This window comes from Rhodococcoides fascians A44A, from assembly GCF_000760735.1.
GTDB lineage: Bacteria > Actinomycetota > Actinomycetes > Mycobacteriales > Mycobacteriaceae > Rhodococcoides > Rhodococcoides fascians_E.
The window spans coordinates 369,174-391,412 of the sequence record NZ_JMEX01000005.1 but is presented as its reverse complement, the minus strand read 5'-3'; the positions used below and the strand labels follow the sequence as shown (position 1 = coordinate 391,412).

Here is a 22,239-nt window from a genome sequence, read left to right as displayed (position 1 = left end):
CGGGGAATGAACGCGAGTTTCGGCTCCGGTCTCGACGACAACGACGAACACGGTCTGTTCGACGCGCCGACCGACGAGCCATCCACCCCGGGTGAGCTGGATTCGGTCCCCGAACAGTCGTTTCAGGCGCGTCCGTACACGCCACCCGAGGCGCCGTTGGCGGTGCGGATGCGCCCCGTCACGCTGGACGAGGTCGTCGGCCAGAGCCATCTGCTCAAGCCGGGAGCACCGCTGCGCCGGCTCGTCGACGGTTCCGGCGCGTCGTCGGTCATGCTCTACGGACCTCCGGGGACGGGCAAGACCACGCTCGCCTCGCTCATCTCGGGCGCAACCGGACGAAAGTTCGAGGCCCTGTCCGCGTTGTCGGCCGGCGTGAAGGAAGTCCGCGGGGTCATCGATCTCGCGCGACGTCGATTGACTGCGGGTGAACAGACCGTCCTCTTCATCGACGAGGTACACCGGTTCTCCAAAACACAGCAGGACGCATTGCTCGCCGCGGTGGAGAACCGCATCGTGCTTCTGGTCGCCGCGACGACGGAGAATCCCTCGTTCTCGGTGGTGTCACCGTTGCTGTCGAGGTCGCTCGTGCTGCAGTTGCAGCCTCTCGCGTCGTCGGACATCGAGATGTTGCTGACCCGCGCTGCGAACGATCCACGCGGACTCGACGGTGCGGTGTCCATCGACGAGGACGCGATGGAACATCTCGTCCGACTCGCTGCAGGTGATGCCCGACGCGCACTGACCGCGCTGGAGGCAGCGGCGGGTGCGGCTACCGGGCCGGTGCTGGATCTGGCGACCGTCGAAGCGAGCGTGGACAAGGCGGCGGTGAGGTACGACCGCGACGGAGACCAGCACTACGACGTCATCAGCGCGTTCATCAAATCGATTCGTGGGTCGGATGTCGATGCGGCACTGCATTATCTGGCACGGATGATCACGGCAGGGGAGGACCCTCGGTTCATCGCCAGGCGACTCGTCGTTCATGCGAGCGAGGACGTCGGTATGGCAGACCCCACTGCGCTTCAGACCGCGACGGCCGCCGCGACGGCGGTGCAGATGATCGGTATGCCGGAGGCGCGGCTGGCGCTGGCTCAGGCCACCATCCATCTGGCGACGGCACCCAAATCGGGTGCTGTGATCGCTGCACTCGGTGCGGCCATGGCCGACGTCGCGGCAGGGAAGTCCGGCACCGTCCCTCCTCATCTTCGTGACGGCCACTACAAGGGCGCCGAGGCGCTCGGCAACGCGGTCGGATACAAGTACCCGCACAACGATCCCGGTGGGGTTCTTCGTCAGCAGTACCCGCCCGACGAGCTGGTCGGGGTGAACTACTACGAACCCACCGATCACGGAGTCGAACGGGAGATCGGCACACGCGTCGGCAAGCTCCGCAGGATCGTGCGCGGTGGATGACGCGCAGGTCGCGGCGCATGCGCGGGCGCCGTGGTTCTCCGGTTAACCTGTACCAGTGCAAACCCATGACATTCGCAGGCGCTTCCTCGACCACTTCGTGAAGGCGGGGCACACCGAAGTGCCCAGTGCCTCGCTCGTGCTCGACGACCCCAACCTGCTGTTCGTCAATGCGGGCATGGTGCAGTTCGTTCCGTACTTCCTGGGTCAGCAGACTCCGCCGTACGCAACGGCCACCAGCGTCCAGAAGTGCGTCCGCACACTGGATATCGAGAACGTCGGGATCACGACGCGCCACAACACCTTCTTCCAGATGGCCGGCAATTTCTCGTTCGGCGATTATTTCAAGCGTGACGCCATCAAGTTCGCGTGGTCGCTGCTGACGGGAAGCGTCGAGGACGGTGGCTACGGGTTCGATCCCGAGCGCATCTGGGTGACGGCGTACCTCGACGACGACGAGGCAATCGCGCTGTGGAAGGAACTCGCCGGGATTCCGGACGAGCGGATCCAGCGTCGCGGCATGGCGGACAACTACTGGTCGATGGGCATCCCCGGGCCGTGCGGTCCGTGCTCCGAGATCTACTACGACCGTGGCCCCGAGTACGGAGTCGACGGTGGTCCCGAGGCCGACGAGGATCGCTACATCGAGATCTGGAACCTCGTCTTCATGCAGAACGAGCGCGGCCAGGGGATCAGCAAGGACGACTTCGAGATCCTCGGTCCGCTGCCGAAGCAGAACATCGACACCGGGATGGGCGTCGAGCGTGTCGCGTTCCTGCTGCAGGGCGTCGACAACGTGTACGAGACCGACTTGGTACGTCCGGTCATCGCCAAGGCCGAGGAACTCAGCGGACGCACGTACGGCGTCGATCACACCGACGATGTTCGTTTTCGTGTCATCGCGGACCACGCCCGCACGGCGGCACTGCTGATCTCCGACGGAGTCAACCCCGGCAACGACGGACGCGGTTACGTACTGCGGCGTCTGCTGCGCAGAATCGTGCGGTCCGCACGTCTGCTCGGTGCACCGGATCAGACGATGGCTCAGCTGATCACCGTCGTCCGAGACACGATGGCCGAGTCGTACCCCGAGTTGGTCTCCGGGTTCGACCGCATCCTCAACGTCTCGGTCGGCGAGGAGACGGCGTTCCTGAAGACCCTGACTTCGGGGTCCAAGCTGTTCGACACGGCCGCGGAGACGGTCAAGTCCTCGGGCAGGAAGACGATCGGCGGTGCCGAAGCGTTCGCGCTGCACGACACCTACGGATTCCCGATCGACCTGACGCTCGAGATGGCGTCGGAGGCGGGGCTGACCGTCGACGAGGACGGGTTCCGGTCGCTCATGGCCGAGCAACGTCAACGCGCCAAGGACGACGCCCGGGCCCGCAAGCATGCGCACACCGACCTGTCGGTGTACAAGGATTTCGTCGATCGTGGGCCGACCGAGTTCACCGGGTTCGACGAGTTGTCCTCGGAGGCGAACGTTCTCGCCCTGATCTCCGGCGGCGTCCGTGTCCCGACGGCCACTGCCGGGGAATCTGTCGAGGTGATCCTCGACCGGAGTCCGCTGTATGCGGAGTCCGGTGGTCAGATCGCGGACATCGGCACCATCACGGCGCCTGGACTGTCGGTCGAGGTCGACGATGTGCAGAAGATCGCCAAGAAGGTGTGGACGCACAAGGTGACGGTGCAGACAGGGCAGATCACCGAAGGCGACGTGGTACGTGTGTCCGTCGATCCGGCGTGGCGCAAGGGCGCGACGCAGGGCCACTCGGGTACGCACATGGTGCACGCCGCACTCCGACAGATTCTGGGCCCCAACGCAACTCAGGCCGGTTCGCTGAACAAGCCCGGCTATCTGCGGTTCGACTTCTCGTGGCAGGGTGCGCTGACGGAATCGCAGCGAAGCGACATCGAAGCCGTCGCGAACGATGCGATCGGCGCCGACTTCGCGGTCAACACGTCCGTGACTGATCTCGCGAGTGCCAAGGCGATGGGCGCGATGGCGCTGTTCGGTGAGAACTACGGCGACGAGGTGCGTGTCGTGGAGATCGGCGGGCCGTTCTCGATGGAGCTGTGCGGCGGCACGCACGTCGAGCATTCCTCGCAGATCGGGCCCGTCACATTGCTGGGAGAGTCGTCGGTCGGGTCGGGTGTGCGCCGCGTGGAGGCATTCGTCGGACTCGATTCGTACCGGTACCTGGCGAAGGAACGTGCGCTTCTCGCGGGAGTCGCGTCGTCCCTGAAGGTTCCGAGCGAGGAAGTGCCGGCCCGAATCGAGACGCTGGTGGAGAAGCTCCGCGTGGCGGAGAAGGAGCTCGAGGCCGTCAAGGCTGCTGCGGTTCTGTCCTCGGCCGGGGATCTGGCCGCCGGCGCGGAGCGGATCGGCAGCGTTCGGGCGGTCATCTCTCGGGCACCGGACGGTGTGGGCGGAAACGACCTGCGGACCCTCGCGACCGACGTACGAGGCAGGCTCGGCAGTGACCCGGCGGTCGTCGTGCTGTTCGGCTCGGTGGACGGCAAGGTGCCGTTCGTCGTCGTCACCAACAAGGCCGCTCAGGACGCAGGCGTGAAGGCAGGCGAACTCGTCGGCAGTTTCGGTCCGGCGATCGGCGGACGTGGCGGCGGTAAAGCCGATTCCGCGCAGGGTTCCGGATCCGATCCGGACGGCATCGCCCAGGCCCTCGTGGCCGTCCGTGCTCGTATCTCCGAAGCAGTCGACGCCTGATCGTGAGCGAATCCACAGCCCGATCCGGCGCCGGTCGGACGCCGGATCGGCCAGGGTTCGACGACCCGGGACCAGGGAGACGGCTCGGGATCGACGTCGGCAGTGTCCGTATCGGTGTCGCATCGAGCGACCCGGGATGCGTACTGGCCACTCCGGTCGAGACCGTGGCCAGAGCCAAGGCGAAAGGCGCGGACGCATCCGATGTCGCTCGTGTCGTCGAGCTCGCCCGCGAATACGAGGTCGTCGAGATCGTCGTCGGGTTGCCGCGGACGTTGCGCGGCGAGAGCGGCTCCGCCGTCAAAGCAGCCCAGGGTTTCGCTCGCGTACTCGCACGGCACATACCGGACGTTCCGATCCGTATGGCCGACGAACGACTCACCACGGTGACGGCGTCGCGTGCGCTGCGCGACAGCGGCGTTCGCGCGAAAGCCCAACGCGGCGTGATCGATCAGGCCGCGGCCGTCGCAATCCTTCAGGGATGGCTGGACGAACGTTCGGCGCATCTCGCTCGGCAAGAACACCCAGTTTCCACCCCGTCGGAAGAGCAGAGTCGCATCCCGGAGGTCGGCGAGTGAACTACAGGCAGCACGAGGACGAGGCCCACACCGATCCGATCGGCTACCCGACCGGGGAGGGCAGCGAGTTCCATCGTGCCGTACACGAGGGCGCTGCCCCCAGAGGCCTGCCGCAGGAGGTCGGCCGGAGCAGGGCGCAGACAAGGCACGCACGCAAAGCCGGTAGCCGGCGCAAGCGCGGCCGCATCATCGGGGCCACACTCGGCCTCGTCCTGATTCTCGTGCTCGCGGGCGGAGGCTACTTCGTGTACGACCGGTTCTCCGGTGGCGCTGTCGTCGCGGAGGATTACCCGGCCGGTGCCCGCGGAGACTCCGTCGTCGTCCGGGTCCATCCCGGTGACACGGCGCAGCAGATCGGCGGCGAGGCCGTCGCCAAGGGAGTCGTCGCCAGCGAGGGGGCGTTCATGGGCGCCGCAGTCCAGAACTCCGCGATGGCGTCGGTGCAGCCGGGTTACTACCTGCTGCCCAGCAATGTGCCGGCATCCGAAGCCGTCGCCACTCTGGTGGACCCGGCGTCGCGCGTCGGAAGTGTGGTGATCTCCGAGGGACGCCAGCTGCACGACTCTCGTGACGTCAACACCGACGCGGTCAAGAAGGGCATCTACACGCTGTTGTCCGAGGCCAGTTGCGTCGACGCGACGGGAAGCGGAACCCCCACCTGCATCTCGTACGAGGACTTCAACGCCGCGGGTGGCGTCGACGACCCGACTGCGTTGGGGGTCCCGGCATGGGCAACCGATCAGGTACGTGGGGTCCCCGATCGTGATCGTCAACTCGAAGGACTGATCGCGGCAGGCAGCTGGGACATCGATCCCACCGCCACGCCGGGCGAGATCCTGAGTCAGCTCGTGTCCGAGAGCGCCACTACGTACGAGAGCACCGGAATCCTGACCGCCGGAACCAATTCCGGCCTCGATCCGTATCAGACTCTGGTCGCCGCATCCCTCGTCGAACGTGAGTCGTTGCCTGCGGACTTCAGCAAGGTCGCGCGGGTGATCATCAACCGCCTGGCCGAGCCTCAGAAGCTGGAGTTCGACTCGACGGTCAACTACGCGCTCGACACCACCGAGGTCGCGACGACCGACCTCGACCGGGCGACCGTTACTCCGTGGAACACCTATGCGATGGAAGGACTCCCGGCCACTCCGATCGCCGCGCCGAGCGTCGCGGCGGTGGAAGCGGTCGAAGCGCCGGCCGACGGTGACTGGCTGTACTTCGTCACCATCAACGCGGCGGGCGACACGCTGTTCACCCGCAGCTACGACGAGCACCTTGCGAACATTGGACTGGTCGAGGACGGCTTCCTCGAGAGCGGCCGCTGATCGGTGCATGCTGCTGTTCTGGGGAGCCCCATCGGGCACTCGAAGTCTCCGCTTCTCCACCGTGCTGCGTACGCCGCCCTCGGGTTGACCGACTGGACGTACGAGAGAATCGAATGCACGGGGGAGCAGCTTCCCGGGCTCGTCGACGGGCTCGCCTCCGACTGGATCGGTCTGTCGGTGACGATGCCGGGCAAGGTCGCGGCCCTCACCTACGCCGACGAACGCACCGAACGTGCTGTGCTCGCTGGATCGGCCAACACGCTCGTTCGCGTCGACGGGCACTGGCGAGCTGACTGCACCGACGTCGACGGTGTGCTCGGGGCGTTGAGGGAAGCCGGGACCGACGATCTGACGGGAACGGCCGTCACCGTCGTCGGAGCCGGTGGCACGTCACGGCCGGCGATCGTCGCCCTGGCCGAATTGGGCGCGACATCGGTCACCGTCGTCGCACGCTCGCGTGAGAGAGCACAGGACACCCTCGACTGCGCGGCGGCGTCGGGAGTGCGCGCAGCTTTTCTGGCCGTCGACGATCCCGAACTGGCCGACACTGCGGCTGCGTCGTCGGTGTTGGTCAGTACCGTTCCGGCGAACGGCGCCGCACCGTACGCACACGCGATGGCGCAGGCTCCCGTCGTCCTCGACGCGATCTACGACCCGTGGCCGACTCCGTTGGCCGACGCAGTCCGCGGCGCAGGCGGCACCGTCGTCTCCGGTCTGGCCATGCTGCTGAACCAGGCGTACGGGCAGGTCGAGCAGTTCACGGGTCGGCCCGCACCCAAGGACGAGATGCGCGCCGCCCTCGCCGCGCCGTAGCGCCGTCCGGTGAACAGCCTGCGCGTTGTCCACAGGTCGGCGGTTGTGCACAGGGCAATGTCCGAGCTGGGACGTCGCGTCGGCTCCCTCGGGTGCTCGGTCCAGAGTGATTCCCGTGACGTGGTGCGCTCTGTTCGTCCTGTGGTGCGTGGTGTCCAGCGCGGTCGACCTCGCGACTCGCAGGCTCCCGAACCTCCTCACCGGCGTCGGGGCGGCCGGACTGATCGGATGGGCTGTCACCGGTGACGAGTACGGTGCGACGTTCGCGGGCGCCGGTGCATTGTTCGGGTGTTATCTGGTGGTGCACCTGGCGGTGCCACGCGCGTTCGGTGCCGGTGACGTCAAGTTGGCGTTCACCGTCGGAGGCGTCGCGGGACAGTTCGGTGTGGACGCGTGGGCCATGGCGGCCGTGACTGCGCCGCTGCTCACCGGGGCGGCCGGGATGGCCTGTGTCCTCGCCGGGCGACGCCACGTCGCAGTGCCCCACGGCCCGGCGATGTGCGCGGCGACCCTGCTGGCGATCACCGTGGCCCCGACGTGAAAAGATGTCGCTGTGCTGCGCTGGATAACTGCCGGAGAATCTCACGGTCCCGCTCTCGTATCCATTCTCGAAGGAATGGTGGCGGGAGTCGAGGTGAACTCCGAGGACATTGCCACTCAACTCGCTCGTCGCCGTCTCGGGTACGGCCGAGGTGCGCGGATGAAGTTCGAGGCGGACAAGGTCACCATCACCGGCGGTGTGCGGCACGGTCGTACCCTCGGTGGCCCCATCGCCATCGAGGTGGGTAACACCGAGTGGCCGAAGTGGGAGCAGGTCATGTCGGCCGATCCCATCGATCAGAGCGTCCTGTCGGATCTCGCACGCAACACACCGCTGACACGCCCACGGCCGGGCCACGCCGACTACTCCGGCATGCTCAAGTACGGATTCGACGACGCCCGCCCGGTTCTCGAGCGCGCGAGTGCGCGTGAGACCGCGGCTCGTGTGGCGATCGGCACCGTCGCCCGTCGATTCCTGAAGCAGGCATTCGGTGTCGACGTCGTCTCGCACGTCATCTCCATCGGTGCCTCCGACCCTTACGTCGGCCCGCCGCCGCACGGTGACGACCTCGACGCCATCGACGCAAGTCCGGTGCGGGCGTTCGACAAGGCGGCCGAGGAATCGATGATCGCCGAGATCGAAGCAGCCAAGCGAGACGGCGACACCCTCGGCGGAATCGTCGAGGTCGTCGTGCACGGGTTGCCCGTGGGTCTCGGGTCCTTCGTCAGCGGCGAAAGGCGGCTCGACGCACGGCTCGCTGCCGCACTCATGGGGATCCAGGCCATCAAGGGTGTCGAGGTCGGCGACGGCTTCGAGACTGCCCGTCGACGCGGCAGCGCCGCGCACGACGAGATGACACCTGGGCCCGACGGCATTCTCCGTTCCACCAACCGCGCCGGTGGGCTCGAGGGCGGCATGACCAACGGTGAAGCCATCCGCGTCCGCGCGGCCATGAAGCCCATCTCCACGGTGCCTCGTGCTCTCGCGACGGTCGACATGAGTACCGGCGACGAAGCCGTCGCCATTCACCAGCGTTCCGACGTGTGCGCCGTGCCCGCCGCGGGGGTCGTCGCCGAGACCATGGTGGCTCTCGTCGTCGCGCAGGCAGCGTTGGAGAAGTTCGGTGGAGATTCGTTGGCGGAGACGGTCAGCAACGTCGATCACTACGTGAAGGGCACAGCTGCCCGACCTCCGCGATGACTCCGTACGCGGTGCTGGTCGGCCCGCCCGGCGCCGGCAAGTCCACGATCGGTCGACGGGTCGCCGCGGCGCTGGAGCTCGAGCTTCTGGACACCGACGTGGCCATCGAACGGACCACGGGGCGCACGATCGCGGACATTTTCTCGCAAGATGGGGAACCGGCCTTCCGAAGCATCGAGGAGACCGTCGTCGCAGAGGCGTTGGCGACGCACTCCGGCGTCGTCTCCCTCGGAGGTGGTTCGGTGTTGTCCGAACGGACCCGAGCACTTCTGGCGCCGTTGCCCGTCGTGTACCTCGAGATCAGTGTCGCCGAGGGCCTGCGGCGCACTGGCGCGAACACCGCCCGGCCACTGTTGGCCGGGCCCGATCCACGCGCGAAGTACCAACATCTGATGCGAACACGTCGACCTCTCTACCGCGGAGTCGCGTCCATTCGAGTACGTACCGACGGTCGAAGTCCGGCGCGGGTTGTCGGGCAGGTCGTCTCGAAACTGACCCAGTACCACGAGCAGAAAAGTGTGAGGTGACCGATATGACCGAGCCTGTGCGCGTCATGGTCGAAACGGCTGCTCCCTACCCGGTGATCATCGGACGGGGATTGTTGAACGATCTAGTCGACGAACTCGCCGGTGTGGCGACCGTTGCCATCTTTCATCAACCTCCGCTGGCCGAGACCGCCGAAGTGGTACGAGAGTCGTTGGCGGCGAAGGGAATCGATGCTCACCGCATCGAGATCCCCGATGCCGAGGACGGCAAGGAACTTGCCGTGGCCGGCTTCTGCTGGGAGGTTCTCGGACGAATCGGACTGACGAGATCCGACGCTGTGGTGAGCCTCGGCGGCGGTGCCGCCACAGATCTGGCGGGTTTCGTCGCTGCGACGTGGATGCGCGGCGTGAAGATCGTCCACGTCCCGACGACGCTGCTTGCGATGGTCGACGCTGCCGTCGGCGGCAAGACGGGCATCAACACCGAGGCCGGCAAGAACCTCGTCGGGTCGTTCCACGAGCCGTCGGCGGTCCTGGTCGACCTGGCCACACTGGAAACGGTCCCGCGCAACGAGATAGTCGCGGGTCTCGCCGAGGTCATCAAGACGGGCTTCATCGCCGACCCGGTGATCCTCGACCTGATCGAGGCCGACCCGGAGGCTGCGCTCGACCCGTCGGGCACCGTGCTGCCCGAGCTGATTCGGCGTTCCGTCGAGGTCAAGGCACGCGTGGTGGCCGCGGACCTCAAGGAGTCCAACCTGCGCGAGATCCTGAACTACGGGCACACCCTCGGCCACGCGATCGAGCGACGTGAACGGTACCGCTGGCGCCACGGCGCAGCAGTCGCGGTGGGCCTGGTGTTCGCAGCCGAATTGGGCCGGCTCGCGGGCCGCCTGGACGACGCGACCGCGGACCGTCATCGCAGTGTGCTCGAAGCAGTGGGACTTCCCGTGGGCTACGACGGCGACGCCTTCGGCGACCTGCTCAAGGGAATGCAGTCCGACAAGAAGAACCGTGCGGGGCTGCTGCGCTTCGTTGTGCTCGACGGGCTGGCCAAGCCGGGTCGTCTCGAAGGACCGGACCCGTCCCTGCTGGTGGCGGCCTACTCGGCCATCGCGAAGGACAACTCGGGTTCGTCGTCCACCGGCATCCTGCTCTGACCGACCTGCTCTGACCCGTCCGCTCTGACCAGTGAGGGCATGTGTGCACGTGCACACATGCCCTCACCGGTCAGCTCAGGGGACTACCTGTCTTTCTCGACCGCCGGGAAGACCTCGGTGTCGGAGTTGTCTCCCGACCATTGCGATTGCTCTCGGCCCGCCTGATCGCGACCGGACTGATGCCGTCCGGACTGCTGAGGAGCACCTGCGGTGCTGTCCACCGGATGGCGGTCGTGCCGTTCCTTGGCGTGCTCCTCGTCCGCGGCCGCAAGTTTCTTGTTGGCTTCTCGCCCCGCCAGGAGCCGACCCAGGAAGACCGCGATGGTGGCAGGAATGAAGATGACCAACACCGTGAACGCGGCCCCGGAGGTCAGTTCGAAGAAGAGGGTGTTCTGACCGACGCTGAAGTCGACGATGAGCTGGACCAGCCAGGTCACCAGACCGGCAGCCAGGCCGCCCAATGCCGCAGCCTTGAGCCAGACCATGGTCAAGTCCTCGCCGTAGTCCGGATCGGGATTCTTCCGCCGGTCCCGAATGCCGTCCAGCCCCGCCCAGACGACGACGGCGATCAACACCACCGCGATGCCCAGCCACCGGAGTTGCGATCCGTGCAGAGGCCACTGAGTCACAGTGACGCCGAGAAGAATTCGCACCCCCACGTTGATCAAGCACATGCCGATTCCGCGTACCACCCACCCTGTCATGGGGGACAGCCTAGCCCTACGCGCCGGTAGGTGTGTCCGACCCCACAGAACTGTCCGGCGGTAGTTTGTAGGGATGCCTGTAGATCACAGCGGCAGACGCGCCGCTCTTCGGCGAAGCATGGAAGCGAACGATCTCGAATCCCTGCTCGTCACCGACCTTCTGAACATTCGCTACCTCACCGGATTCACCGGGTCCAACGCCGCGCTGATCGTGTCGATTCACGATTCGCCGGGCCGCGAGGACAACACGGTCGTCTGCACGGACGGGCGTTACGTGACCCAGGTCGCCGATCAGGTGCCGGACCTGCGAGCCGTGATCGACCGCGCGTCGGCGTCGTACCTCCTGGGCGGCGAACTCGCGCCCAGGAACGCATCGATCGGCTTCGAATCCCACGTCGTCACGGTCGACCAGCACCGGGCGTGGACGAGCCTCGACTCCGCCCTGAATCTCGTTCGTAGTCCCGGTCTGGTGGAGGACCTGCGGATGGTCAAGGACGAGCACGAGGTAGCCCTGCTGCGCGATGCATGCCGGGCAGCGGACGACGCGTTCGCGGTGCTGGTGGAGCGTGGATCCGTCGCTGCTGGACGTACCGAACTCGAGGTCGCCCGAGAACTGGAATCGCTGATGATCGAGCACGGAGCCGACGGAATCTCGTTCGAGACCATCGTGGCAGCCGGGCCCAACTCGGCCGTTCCGCATCACCGCCCGACATCCGCGGTCCTGGCGACCGGTGACTTCGTGAAGTTCGATTTCGGAGCGCTGGTCGGGGGCTATCACTCGGACATGACGCGCACACTCGTCATCGGCGCTCCGCAGGACTGGCAGAAGGATCTGTACGCGTTGGTGTTGCAGTCGCAGACGGCAGGCAGGGACGCCCTTGCACCTGGTGTGAGCACGGCGTCCGTCGACGCAGCGTCGCGCTCGGTGATCGAGGAGGCCGGTTACGGCGAGTTCTTCCTCCACGGGCTCGGCCACGGCGTCGGACTGGAAATCCACGAAGCGCCGGGAATTGCCCGCACCAGCACCGGTACACTGCTGAGCGGTGCAGCTGTGACCGTCGAGCCGGGAGTGTATTTCTCGGGACGCGGTGGCGTCCGGATCGAAGACACGCTCATCGTCCGTGACGGCGGTCCCGAGCTGCTGACCATGACCAGCAAGGAACTTACTCTCGTGTGACGCACGGCAGTTCCTGAACACGAGAAACACGAGGAGACGTAAGAGCCAGTGGCTTCCACAAGCGATTTCAAGAACGGTCTTGTCCTCAGCATCGAGAACCAGCTGTGGTCGATCATCGAGTTCCAGCACGTCAAGCCGGGCAAGGGCCCCGCGTTCGTGCGCACCAAGCTGAAGAACGTCCTGTCGGGCAAGGTCGTCGACAAGACCTTCAACGCGGGCGTCAAGGTGGACACCGCAACCGTCGACCGCCGCGACATGACGTACCTGTACCACGACGGTTCGGACTTCGTGTTCATGGACGGCGACACGTTCGACCAGATCTCCATCAGCGAGGCCACCGTCGGCGAGAGCTCGCGATTCCTCCTGGAGAACATGAAGGTCCAGGTCGCGACGCACGAGGGCGCACCGCTGTACGTCGAGCTGCCCGTCACGGTCGAGCTCGAGGTCAAGCACACCGATCCCGGCCTCCAGGGAGATCGCTCCACCGGCGGCACCAAGCCCGCCACCCTCGAGACCGGCGCCGAGGTGTCGGTTCCGCTGTTCGTCAACACGGGCGACAAGCTGAAGATCGATTCGCGTGACGGCAACTACCTCGGGCGTGTGAATTCCTGACGTGTCGTCGAAGAAGAACCATTCGGCCGGCAAAGGTGAGCCGGTGAAGAAGCTCGGTGCACGCCACAAGGCCCGCAAGCGGGCCGTGGACTTCCTGTTCGAAGCCGAGGCTCGGGACACCGATCCTGTGAACCTGGCGAAGGAACGCATCGAGCTCGCTCGCGGCGACGATTCGATCGCGCCGGTCAGCGAGTACACCGAAACTCTCGTCGGCGGGGTAGCGGAGAACCTGGACCGGCTGGACAGTGTGATTTCCGATCATCTGACCGACTGGACCCTGAACAGGCTTCCCGCGGTGGATCGGGCGATCCTTCGTGTCGCGGTGTGGGAACTGTTCCACGCCACCGACGTGCCTCCCGTCGTCGCTGTCGACGAAGCGGTCGAACTGGCCAAGCAGCTTTCCACCGACGATTCACCGTCGTTCGTCAACGGTGTTCTCGGCCAGATCGTTCTCGTCGCCCCACAGGTCCGCGCAGCTGCTGCTGCGGTGTCCTCCCGGGACGACGCGAACAGCAGCACCGACAGCGAGTAATACCGCTCACGCGACGCTCCCCGAATTACGCCATCGGGGAGCGTCGTTGCTACGCTGTTACACCGTCAGACATCCTTTAACGATCCGTCCAGAGAGGCGGAGAAGGAGGTCGTAGTTTGCCTGCGTCCGTTGTGCCCCCCGATCCCTCGACGCCTGATCCCCCGTCACCCGGCTCGTCGCGTGAGCTTCTCTCCGCCGCCGACGTTGGTCGGACCGTGTCTCGAATGGCACACCAGATCATCGAGAAGACGGCACTCGACTCCGCGGATGCGCCCCGCGTGGTCCTCCTCGGTATCCCGACTCGCGGGACCACGTTGGCCGAGCGCCTCGCCGAGCGGATCGAAACGTTCACCGGCGTCCGCCCGCCCGTCGGTTCGCTGGACATCACCCTCTACCGCGACGATCTTCGCGGCAAGCCGCATCGCCCCCTCGAACGTACGTCCGTCCCCTCGGGCGGCATCGACGACGCCCTCGTGGTCCTCGTCGACGATGTCCTCTTCTCCGGCCGCACGGTCCGCTCGGCCCTGGATGCACTGCGCGACCTCGGTCGACCGCGTGCCGTTCAACTGGCGGTCCTCGTCGACCGCGGTCACCGCGAACTACCCCTCCGGGCGGATTACGTCGGCAAGAACGTACCGACCGCGCGTACCGAGGACGTGTCGGTGCAGTTGGTCGAGCACGACGGCCACGATCGCGTCAGCATTTCGGACGGGAGCGGAGCCCGCAGGAGTGACCCGGAAGTGGACGGGAGCGGAGCCCGCAGGAGTGAGCCGGAAGTGGACGGGAGCGGAGCCCGCAGGAGTGACCCAGAGGAAGACGGGAAGTACGCCCGGTGAAGCATTTGTTGTCGGTTGCGGATCTGAGCCGTGAGAGCGCGACCGAACTGCTCGACGACGCGGACCGGTTCGAGCAGGCGTTGCTGGGCCGGGAGGTGAAGAAGCTTCCGACGTTGCGGGGACGCACGGTGATGACGGTGTTCTTCGAGAACTCGACCCGGACGAGGGTGTCGTTCGAGGTGGCGGGCAAGTGGATGAGTGCCGATGTCATCAATGTCAGTGCCAGCAGCTCGTCGGTGTCCAAGGGTGAGTCTCTTCGTGACACGGCGATGACGTTGCGGGCGGCGGGCGCGGATGCGTTGATCGTTCGTCACCCTGCGTCGGGTGCTGCGCACCAGATCGCGAAGTGGACGGCTGGGCTGGGAACCGGTGGGTCCTTCGACGCTTCCGCATCCGGCGGCCCGTCGGTCATCAATGCAGGCGACGGTACTCACGAACACCCGACGCAGGCGCTTCTGGATGCGTTGACGTTGCGGCAGCGGCTCGGCGACATCGAAGGCAAGCGCATCGGAATCGTCGGGGACATTCTGCACAGTCGTGTGGCGCGGTCGAATGCGATTCTGCTGTCGACGCTGGGGGCCGAGGTCGTGCTCATCGCGCCGCCCACGTTGCTTCCGGTCGGAGCGTCGACGTGGCCGGTTCGGGTGTCTCACAGCATCGACGCCGAGTTGCCCGCGCTCGATGCGGTGCTGATGTTGCGGGTGCAGGCGGAGCGTATGAACGGTGGGTTCTTCCCGTCGCCGAAGGAGTACTCGATCACCTACGGGTTGTCGCAGAAGCGGCTCGATCTTCTGCCCGAGCACGCTGTCGTTCTGCATCCCGGTCCGATGCTGCGCGGAATGGAAATTGCGTCGTCGGTGGCGGATTCACCGCGGACTGCTGTATTGCAACAGGTTACGAACGGAGTTCATGTGCGCATGGCGGTGCTGTTCCGATTGCTCGTCGGCTCGGACGGAGGTGCGCTGTGAGCGTTCTGCTCCGCAACGTCCTCGTCTACGGGGAACAACCGGCCACCGACGTTCTCGTGTCCGACGGCCAGATCGCCGCGATCGGAACCGATCTCGACGCCGGCGATGCCGAGGTCGTCGAGGGGAGAGGGCAGATACTGCTTCCCGGATTCGTGGATCTGCACACACATCTACGTGAGCCGGGTCGTGAGGACACCGAGACCATCGACAGTGGATCTGCTGCCGCGGCACTGGGCGGATACACCGCAGTGTTCGCGATGGCCAACACCGCGCCTGTCGCCGATTCCGTCGTCATCACCGACCACGTGTGGCGTCGCGGGCAGGAAGTCGGCTTGGTCGACGTGCATCCCGTCGGAGCGGTGACCGTCGGGCTCGGTGGTACTCAGCTCGCCGAGATGGCGACCATGGCCGGTGGTGTCGGCAAGGTGAAGATGTTCTCCGACGACGGCAAGTGCGTCGACGACCCGTTGATCATGCGCCGGGCACTCGAGTACTCGAGCTCTCTGGGTGTTCTCGTCGCGCAGCATGCCGAAGAGCCTCGGTTGACCGTCGGAGCCGTGGCGCACGAGGGCCCGACTGCGGCTCGGCTCGGGTTGACCGGGTGGCCACGCGCCGCTGAGGAGTCCATCGTCGCCCGGGACGCGGTGTTGGCGCGCGATGCGGGTGCGAAGGTGCACATCTGCCATGCGTCCACTGCCGGAACGGTCGAGATCCTGAAGTGGGCGCGGGGGCAGGGGATTTCGATCTCCGCCGAGGTGACGCCTCACCACCTTCTGCTCGACGATTCGCGGCTCGAGACGTACGACGCGATCAACAAGGTCAACCCACCGCTCCGGGAAGCATCGGATGTCGACGCTCTCCGGCGAGGACTGGCCGACGGCACGGTCGACTGCGTCGCGACCGACCATGCACCGCATGCGGAGCAGGAGAAGTGCTGCGAATTCTCCCAGGCACGTCCAGGAATGCTGGGCCTCGAGACCGCGCTTGCGATCGTTGCGCAGACGATGGTGGACACCGACCTGCTGGACTGGCGCGGCGTTGCCAGGGTGATGAGCGAGCGTCCGGCCGAGATCGTCGGCCTCCCGGATCAAGGACGGCCCGTGGAGGTGGGGGAGGTCGCCAACCTCGTCCTCGTCGATCCCGCTTCGCCGTGGACGGTGCGAGGCAAGGGCTTGGCCAGCCTGTCGCACAACACACCGTTCGAGGAGATGACCTTCTCCACCAAGGTCACCACCACGCTGCTGCGCGGTCGAATCACCGCTCGCGACGGTGTGGTTCGACGCCCCGACCGTCTCGGACTCGGCAGTGTCGATGACCGGAAGGTGAGCGAGTAATGGACAGAGTTCTCATCGTCATCGCGTTCATCGTGTTCTGGATCGCGATGATCGGCCTCATCTTCTGGGGTTGGCGAGGCAGGCAGAAGCGTCAAGCCGACTCGATCGGCTCGTTCCCACCGGTCCCGGACGACCTCGGCGCGACACTGATCGAACCCTCCACCGGGCTGTACGTGGGCAGCACCATCGCCCCCAGCTGGCAGGACCGCATCGCCGTCGGCGACATCGGCCACCGCGCGACCGGTGAGCTGTCCCGACACGAGCGAGGAATCCTGCTCGAGCGTTCCGGGGAGTCCACAATCTGGATTCCGCAGGAGTCCATCTCGGTGATCCGAACCGAACGCGGGCTCGCGGGCAAGGTCATGAGCAAGGACGGACTGCTCGTCATCCGCTGGACGCTTCCCACCGGCACCGAGATCGACACAGGCTTCCGCGCCGACGACAAACTCGTCTACCCCATCTGGGTGGACACCGATACCGATCGACACGATTCGAAGGAGACAACGGCGTGAGCAGCGCAGTTCTTGTTCTGGAGGACGGCCGGACCTTCCGCGGCACCACCTTCGGTGCACAGGGCCGGACGCTCGGAGAGGCCGTGTTCTGCACCGGCATGACCGGCTACCAGGAGACACTGACCGATCCCAGCTACCACCGCCAGATCGTCGTCGCCACGGCGCCGCAGATCGGCAACACAGGCTGGAACCAGGAGGACGGCGAAGCGGCCAGCGCTCAGGATCCCAACAAGATCTGGGTTGCCGGCTACGTCGTTCGAGACCCGGCTCGGCGCACGTCGAGTTGGCGCGCGACCGGTTCGTTGCAGGATCAGCTCGAAGCACAGAGCGTCGTGGGCATCGCGGGGATCGACACCAGAGCACTGGTGCGTCACCTGCGTACACGCGGATCCATGCGTGCGGGCGTCTTTTCCGGGGACGCTCTGGGCACCCAGGACGAGATGCTGCAGCAGGTCCTGGATCAGCCCTCCATGCTCGGCGCCGACCTGGCGGGTGAAGTCACCACGAAGTCCGGTTACGTCATCGAGCCGACGGGCGGCGACGCCCGCTACACCGTCGTCGCAGTGGACCTGGGAATCAAGACCAACACTCCACGGATGTTCGCCGAGCGCGGTATCCGCGTGCACGTCGTCCCGTCGGCCACGTCGATCGAGCAGATTCTGGAACTGAAACCGGACGGGGTGTTCCTGTCCAACGGACCGGGCGACCCGGCAACGGCCGACGCCAACGTTGCGCTCACTCGCGAGGTGCTGGAGAGGAAGCTGCCGCTCTTCGGCATCTGTTTCGGAAACCAGATCCTCGGACGTGCGCTCGGGCGTAGCACGTACAAGATGAAGTTCGGCCACCGCGGCATGAACATCCCGGTCGTCGAACACACCACCGGACGTATCGCCATCACCGCCCAGAACCACGGGTTCGCTCTCGAAGGCGAAGCGGGCGAGGAATTCGACACCGACTTCGGTCGGGCTCGTATCAGCCACACCTGCGCCAACGACGGGACGGTCGAGGGCGTGGAGCTGCTGAGCGGCACCGCGTTCTCGGTCCAGTACCACCCGGAGGCAGCGGCAGGCCCGCACGACGCCGCCTACCTGTTCGATCGGTTCACATCCACCCTCGAGGGAGCTGACAAGTAATGCCACGCCGCTCAGATCTGGGACACGTCCTGGTCATCGGATCGGGACCGATCGTCATCGGACAGGCCTGTGAGTTCGACTACTCCGGAACCCAGGCTTGTCGGGTGCTCCGCGAGGAAGGACTGCGCGTCAGCCTCGTCAACTCCAACCCGGCCACCATCATGACCGACCCCGAGTTCGCCGACGCCACCTACGTCGAGCCGATCACGGCCGACTTCATCGAGAAGATCTTCGCTCGCGAAGCTCTGCAGGGGAACCCGATCGACGCCGTGCTGGCGACGCTCGGCGGCCAGACGGCGCTCAACGCCGCGGTGGCACTGCACGAGCAGGGAATTCTCGAGAAGTACGACGTCGAGCTCATCGGTGCCGATTTCGACGCCATTCAGCGCGGTGAGGATCGGCAGAAGTTCAAGGACATCGTCGCCAAGGTCGGGGGAGAGTCGGCTCGTTCGGCTGTCTGCTACACGATGGACGAGGTTCGGGCGACGGTCGCCGATCTCGGATTCCCCGTCGTCGTCCGCCCGTCCTTCACGATGGGTGGCCTCGGCTCGGGTATGGCCTACAACGACGAGGACCTTGCACGCATCGCCGGCGGCGGACTCGCCGCGTCGCCGACGGCCAACGTGCTCATCGAGGAATCCATCCTCGGATGGAAGGAATACGAGCTCGAACTGATGCGCGACGGCCGCGACAACGTGGTCATCGTCTGCTCCATCGAGAACGTCGACCCGGTCGGTGTGCACACCGGGGACTCGGTCACGGTTGCTCCCGCCATGACGCTGACCGACCGCGAGTACCAGAAGATGCGTGACCTCTCGATCGACATCCTTCGTGAGGTCGGCGTGGACACCGGCGGCTGCAATATCCAGTTCGCCATGGACCCGACCGACGGACGACTCGTCGTCATCGAGATGAACCCCCGCGTGTCGCGGTCGTCGGCTCTTGCATCGAAGGCGACGGGATACCCGATCGCGAAGATGGCAGCCAAGCTCGCCATCGGCTACACGCTCGACGAGATCGTCAACGACATCACCAAGGAAACACCGGCCTGCTTCGAGCCGACGCTCGACTACGTCGTGGTCAAGGCACCTCGGTTCGCGTTCGAGAAGTTCCCCGGCGCCGACGGCACCCTGACGACGACGATGAAGTCCGTCGGCGAGGCGATGTCGATCGGGCGCAACTTCACCGAAGCCTTCGGCAAGGTCATGCGTTCGCTCGAGACCAAGCGCGCGGGCTACTGGACCGGCCCCGAGGTCGAAGCCGAGAGACTCGAGGCTTTGCTGGAGGACATCTCGGTCCCGAAGGACGGCCGGATGTACGGCATCGAGAAGGCCTTCGCGCTCGGTGCGACTCTCGAGCAGTTGTTCGACGCCACGAAGATCGACCCGTGGTTCCTCGATCAGATCCAGCAGATCCACGAGCTGGGCAACGAACTGCGTGCCGCCGAGAAGTTCGACGAGACGCTGTTGCGACAGGCCAAGTACCACGGGCTGTCGGACCGCCAGATCGCTGCGCTGCGTCCGGAACTCGTGGACGAGGACGGTGTTCGCGCGCTGCGCGACGAGCTCGGCGTCCATCCTGTCTACAAGACGGTCGACACCTGTGCGGCGGAGTTCGAGGCGAAGACCCCGTACCACTACGGAACCTACGAACTCGACCCCGAGGCGGAGTCCGAGGTAGCCGAGCAGCGTGAACGTGACAAGGTGCTCATTCTCGGCTCGGGCCCGAACCGAATCGGACAGGGCATCGAGTTCGACTACTCGTGTGTCCATGCGGCACAGACGTTGTCGGAAGCCGGGTACGAGACCGTCATGGTCAACTGCAACCCCGAGACCGTCTCCACCGATTACGACACCGCCGATCGGCTCTACTTCGAACCGTTGACGTTCGAGGACGTACTCGAGGTCTACCGCGCCGAGGCTGCGTCGGGAACCGTGCGCGGCGTCATCGTGCAGCTCGGCGGTCAGACGCCCCTGGGCCTTGCCAAGCGACTGAAGGCCGCCGGTGTGCCGATCGTCGGTACCAGTCCCGAGGCCATCGATCTCGCCGAGGACCGCGGTGAGTTCGGACGCGTCCTCACCGAAGCAGGGTTGCCTGCACCGAAGTTCGGCACCGCGACCACGTTCGACGGTGCCCGCGACATCGCCGGCGGAATCGGATACCCCGTGCTGGTGCGTCCGTCGTACGTCCTCGGCGGACGCGGCATGGAGATCGTGTACGACGAGGCATCCCTCGCCGACTACATCTCGCGCGCCACCGAGATCTCGCACGACCGCCCGGTTCTCGTCGACCGCTTCCTCGAGGATGCCGTCGAAATCGATGTCGACGCATTGTGCGATGGCAGCGAGGTCTACCTCGGCGGCGTCATGGAACACATCGAGGAAGCCGGAATCCACTCCGGTGACTCCGCGTGTGCGCTGCCGCCGATCACGTTGGGCCGAGCGGACATCGAGAACGTGCGCCGCTCGACGGAGTTGCTCGCCAAGGGCATCGGCGTCAAGGGTTTGCTCAACGTTCAGTACGCCCTCAAGGACGACATCCTGTACGTCCTGGAGGCGAACCCCCGCGCGAGCCGCACGGTGCCGTTCGTGTCCAAGGCGACGGCAGTGCAGTTGGCGAAGGCGTGCGCCCGCGTCATGCTCGGTGAGTCGATCGCGGACCTGCGCGCCAGCGGCATGCTTCCCGCGGAAGGCGATGGGGGAACGACGCCGCTCGACGCACCGATCGCGGTCAAGGAAGCCGTGCTTCCGTTCAACCGCTTCCGTCGTGCCGACGGAACGGGCGTGGACACGCTCCTGAGTCCCGAGATGAAGTCCACCGGTGAGGTCATGGGCATCGACGCGGACTTCGGTACCGCGTTCGCCAAGAGCCAGACGGCGGCGTACGGCTCACTCCCGGCCTCGGGCGCCGTGTTCGTTTCCGTGGCCAACAAGGACAAGCGTTCGTTGATCTTCCCGGTCAAACGGCTCACGGACCTGGGCTTCACGATTCTCGCGACCGAAGGCACTGCAGAGGTGCTGCGACGCAACGGGATTGCGTGCGAACAGGTCTACAAGCAATCGGGCGAGGACGTCCCTGCGGGCGAATCGACCATCGTCGATCGCATTCTCGCCGGCGACGTGGCCATGGTGATCAACACCCCGTACGGCAATTCGGGCCCTCGCGTGGACGGTTACGAGATCCGAAGCGCGGCCGTTGCGCAGAACATTCCGTGCATCACCACTGTGCAGGGCGCGTCCGCCGCGGTGCTGGGGATCGAGGCAGGTATCGCGGGCGGTATCGGCGTGCGTTCGCTGCAGGATCTGCACGCGGCGCTCGCAGGCGGTGCCGGGGCGTCATGAGCCACCACGGGTGGCTCGGACGGCTCCGCCGTGCGATCGAGCACCGCGGACGACTGTGCGTGGGGATAGATCCTCACCCTGCACTGCTCGAGCAGTGGGGACTGTCGGTGGACGCCGAGGGGCTCGAGGTGTTCGCGGAGAAGTGCGTGGAGGCGTTCGTCGGCGAGGTCGCTGTCGTGAAACCTCAGGTCGCATTCTTCGAGGCCTACGGGAGTGCGGGATACGCGGTTCTGGAGCGCACCATCTCGGTACTGCGGGATGCCGGGACTCTCGTGATCGCCGACGCGAAACGGGGCGACATCGGCACGACGATGAGCGCGTACGCGCAGACGTGGCTCGGGGAGGGGACCGACCTGTCGTCGGACGCGGTGACCGTCTCGCCGTACCTGGGTTTCGAGTCCCTGCAGGACACGATCTCGCTGGCTCGACGAGGTGGCAGGGGAGTGTTCGTTCTGGCGCGCACCTCGAACCCCGAAGGCGCAGCCCTGCAGAACGCCGCGGCGGGTTCCTCGACGGTCGCGCAGTCGATCGTCGACGGTGCAGCGGCAGCGAACGGCGACGGCTCGGCGACGGTCGGCCTCGTCGTCGGCGCCACCCGTGATCACGGACTGGATCTGTCGTCCTTCGACGGCCCGATTCTCGCGCCCGGGCTCGGCGCGCAGGGTGCGACAGTGGCCGATCTGGCGCAGATCTTCGACGCCTCGACAGCGCTGCTGCTTCCCAGCTCCTCGCGTGGTGTTCTCGCTGCCGGGCCGTCGGTCGCTGCTCTCCGAAGCGCTGCGGCGACGCTCCGCGACGAAGTCGAGGCGGGTCTTTCATAGCCGATAGGACCGACCTCGTCGGCCACGGGGTGAGT

The 22,239-nt window shown here is 66.0% G+C and carries 19 protein-coding genes and 1 pseudogene; 19 read left to right on the top strand and 1 reads right to left on the bottom strand.

The features are described from left to right. The first annotated feature begins 6 nt into the window (after positions 1 to 6). The 9 genes from BH95_RS05615 to aroB all read left to right on the top strand — a co-directional run bounded on the left by BH95_RS05615 (position 7) and on the right by aroB (position 10,234). The gene (locus tag BH95_RS05615) at positions 7 to 1,413 is read left to right on the top strand and encodes a replication-associated recombination protein A (RefSeq protein WP_019666403.1); all 1,407 of its coding nucleotides are present in this window, start codon (positions 7 to 9) and stop codon (positions 1,411 to 1,413) included. A gap of 55 nt (positions 1,414 to 1,468) precedes the next feature. Beyond that, positions 1,469 to 4,138, top strand: coding sequence for an alanine--tRNA ligase (gene alaS, locus BH95_RS05610; RefSeq protein WP_033189679.1), 2,670 nt, complete (start codon positions 1,469 to 1,471; stop codon positions 4,136 to 4,138). Positions 4,139 to 4,140: 2 nt separating this feature from the next. Next, positions 4,141 to 4,713 (top strand): Holliday junction resolvase RuvX, encoded by a 573-nt coding sequence (gene ruvX / locus BH95_RS05605; RefSeq protein WP_019666401.1) that lies wholly within the window; start codon positions 4,141 to 4,143, stop codon positions 4,711 to 4,713. Then, the gene (locus BH95_RS05600; RefSeq protein ID WP_020110133.1) at positions 4,710 to 6,035 is read left to right on the top strand and encodes an endolytic transglycosylase MltG; all 1,326 of its coding nucleotides are present in this window, start codon (positions 4,710 to 4,712) and stop codon (positions 6,033 to 6,035) included. The genes ruvX and BH95_RS05600 overlap by 4 nt, the downstream gene beginning before the upstream one ends. A gap of 3 nt (positions 6,036 to 6,038) precedes the next feature. Continuing rightward, the gene (locus BH95_RS05595) at positions 6,039 to 6,848 is read left to right on the top strand and encodes a shikimate dehydrogenase (RefSeq protein ID WP_020110132.1); all 810 of its coding nucleotides are present in this window, start codon (positions 6,039 to 6,041) and stop codon (positions 6,846 to 6,848) included. A 115-nt stretch (positions 6,849 to 6,963) separates the two neighbouring features. Next, positions 6,964 to 7,389 (top strand): prepilin peptidase, encoded by a 426-nt coding sequence (locus tag BH95_RS05590; RefSeq protein ID WP_230594246.1) that lies wholly within the window; start codon positions 6,964 to 6,966, stop codon positions 7,387 to 7,389. Positions 7,390 to 7,401: 12 nt separating this feature from the next. Beyond that, positions 7,402 to 8,589, top strand: coding sequence for a chorismate synthase (gene aroC / locus BH95_RS05585; protein WP_026348018.1), 1,188 nt, complete (start codon positions 7,402 to 7,404; stop codon positions 8,587 to 8,589). Beyond that, positions 8,586 to 9,116, top strand: coding sequence for a shikimate kinase (locus BH95_RS05580; protein ID WP_019666396.1), 531 nt, complete (start codon positions 8,586 to 8,588; stop codon positions 9,114 to 9,116). The genes aroC and BH95_RS05580 overlap by 4 nt, the downstream gene beginning before the upstream one ends. A 5-nt stretch (positions 9,117 to 9,121) precedes the next feature. Continuing rightward, a complete protein-coding gene (gene aroB / locus BH95_RS05575; RefSeq protein WP_026348017.1) occupies positions 9,122 to 10,234 on the top strand; it encodes a 3-dehydroquinate synthase in 1,113 nt (370 codons plus the stop codon). Positions 10,235 to 10,317: 83 nt separating this feature from the next. Here the strand turns inward: aroB and BH95_RS05570 are convergent, their stop codons facing one another. Next, positions 10,318 to 10,938, bottom strand: a complete 621-nt coding sequence (locus BH95_RS05570; protein ID WP_019666394.1) for a B-4DMT family transporter — start codon at positions 10,936 to 10,938, stop codon at positions 10,318 to 10,320. 73 nt (positions 10,939 to 11,011) lie between these two features. On the opposite strand from BH95_RS05570, the gene BH95_RS05565 reads away from it, so the two are divergent. The 10 genes and pseudogenes from BH95_RS05565 to pyrF all read left to right on the top strand — a co-directional run bounded on the left by BH95_RS05565 (position 11,012) and on the right by pyrF (position 22,204). Continuing rightward, positions 11,012 to 12,115 (top strand): M24 family metallopeptidase, encoded by a 1,104-nt coding sequence (locus BH95_RS05565; RefSeq protein ID WP_026348016.1) that lies wholly within the window; start codon positions 11,012 to 11,014, stop codon positions 12,113 to 12,115. Positions 12,116 to 12,163: 48 nt separating this feature from the next. Then, positions 12,164 to 12,727, top strand: coding sequence for an elongation factor P (efp, locus tag BH95_RS05560; protein ID WP_019666392.1), 564 nt, complete (start codon positions 12,164 to 12,166; stop codon positions 12,725 to 12,727). A 43-nt stretch (positions 12,728 to 12,770) separates the two neighbouring features. Beyond that, entirely contained in the window at positions 12,771 to 13,259 is a 489-nt protein-coding gene (nusB, locus tag BH95_RS05555) for a transcription antitermination factor NusB (RefSeq protein ID WP_026348015.1), read from the top strand. Between the two features lie 131 nt (positions 13,260 to 13,390). Beyond that, positions 13,391 to 13,972 (top strand): annotated as a pseudogene (pyrR, locus tag BH95_RS05550) (bifunctional pyr operon transcriptional regulator/uracil phosphoribosyltransferase PyrR); the annotation flags it as partial. A gap of 119 nt (positions 13,973 to 14,091) precedes the next feature. Further along, a complete protein-coding gene (locus BH95_RS05545; protein ID WP_019666389.1) occupies positions 14,092 to 15,063 on the top strand; it encodes an aspartate carbamoyltransferase catalytic subunit in 972 nt (323 codons plus the stop codon). Further along, positions 15,060 to 16,397 (top strand): dihydroorotase, encoded by a 1,338-nt coding sequence (locus BH95_RS05540; protein WP_037181328.1) that lies wholly within the window; start codon positions 15,060 to 15,062, stop codon positions 16,395 to 16,397. Before BH95_RS05545 ends, BH95_RS05540 begins: the two co-directional genes overlap by 4 nt. Beyond that, positions 16,397 to 16,909, top strand: coding sequence for a PH-like domain-containing protein (locus tag BH95_RS05535; RefSeq protein ID WP_019666387.1), 513 nt, complete (start codon positions 16,397 to 16,399; stop codon positions 16,907 to 16,909). The genes BH95_RS05540 and BH95_RS05535 overlap by 1 nt, the downstream gene beginning before the upstream one ends. Further along, on the top strand, positions 16,906 to 18,042 hold the full coding sequence (gene carA / locus BH95_RS05530) for a glutamine-hydrolyzing carbamoyl-phosphate synthase small subunit (RefSeq protein ID WP_019666386.1): 1,137 nt from the start codon (positions 16,906 to 16,908) through the stop codon (positions 18,040 to 18,042). Before BH95_RS05535 ends, carA begins: the two co-directional genes overlap by 4 nt. Next, on the top strand, positions 18,042 to 21,383 hold the full coding sequence (gene carB / locus BH95_RS05525) for a carbamoyl-phosphate synthase large subunit (protein WP_037181326.1): 3,342 nt from the start codon (positions 18,042 to 18,044) through the stop codon (positions 21,381 to 21,383). Before carA ends, carB begins: the two co-directional genes overlap by 1 nt. Next, entirely contained in the window at positions 21,380 to 22,204 is an 825-nt protein-coding gene (gene pyrF, locus BH95_RS05520; RefSeq protein ID WP_026348014.1) for an orotidine-5'-phosphate decarboxylase, read from the top strand. Before carB ends, pyrF begins: the two co-directional genes overlap by 4 nt. The last annotated feature ends 35 nt before the right edge of the window (positions 22,205 to 22,239 follow it).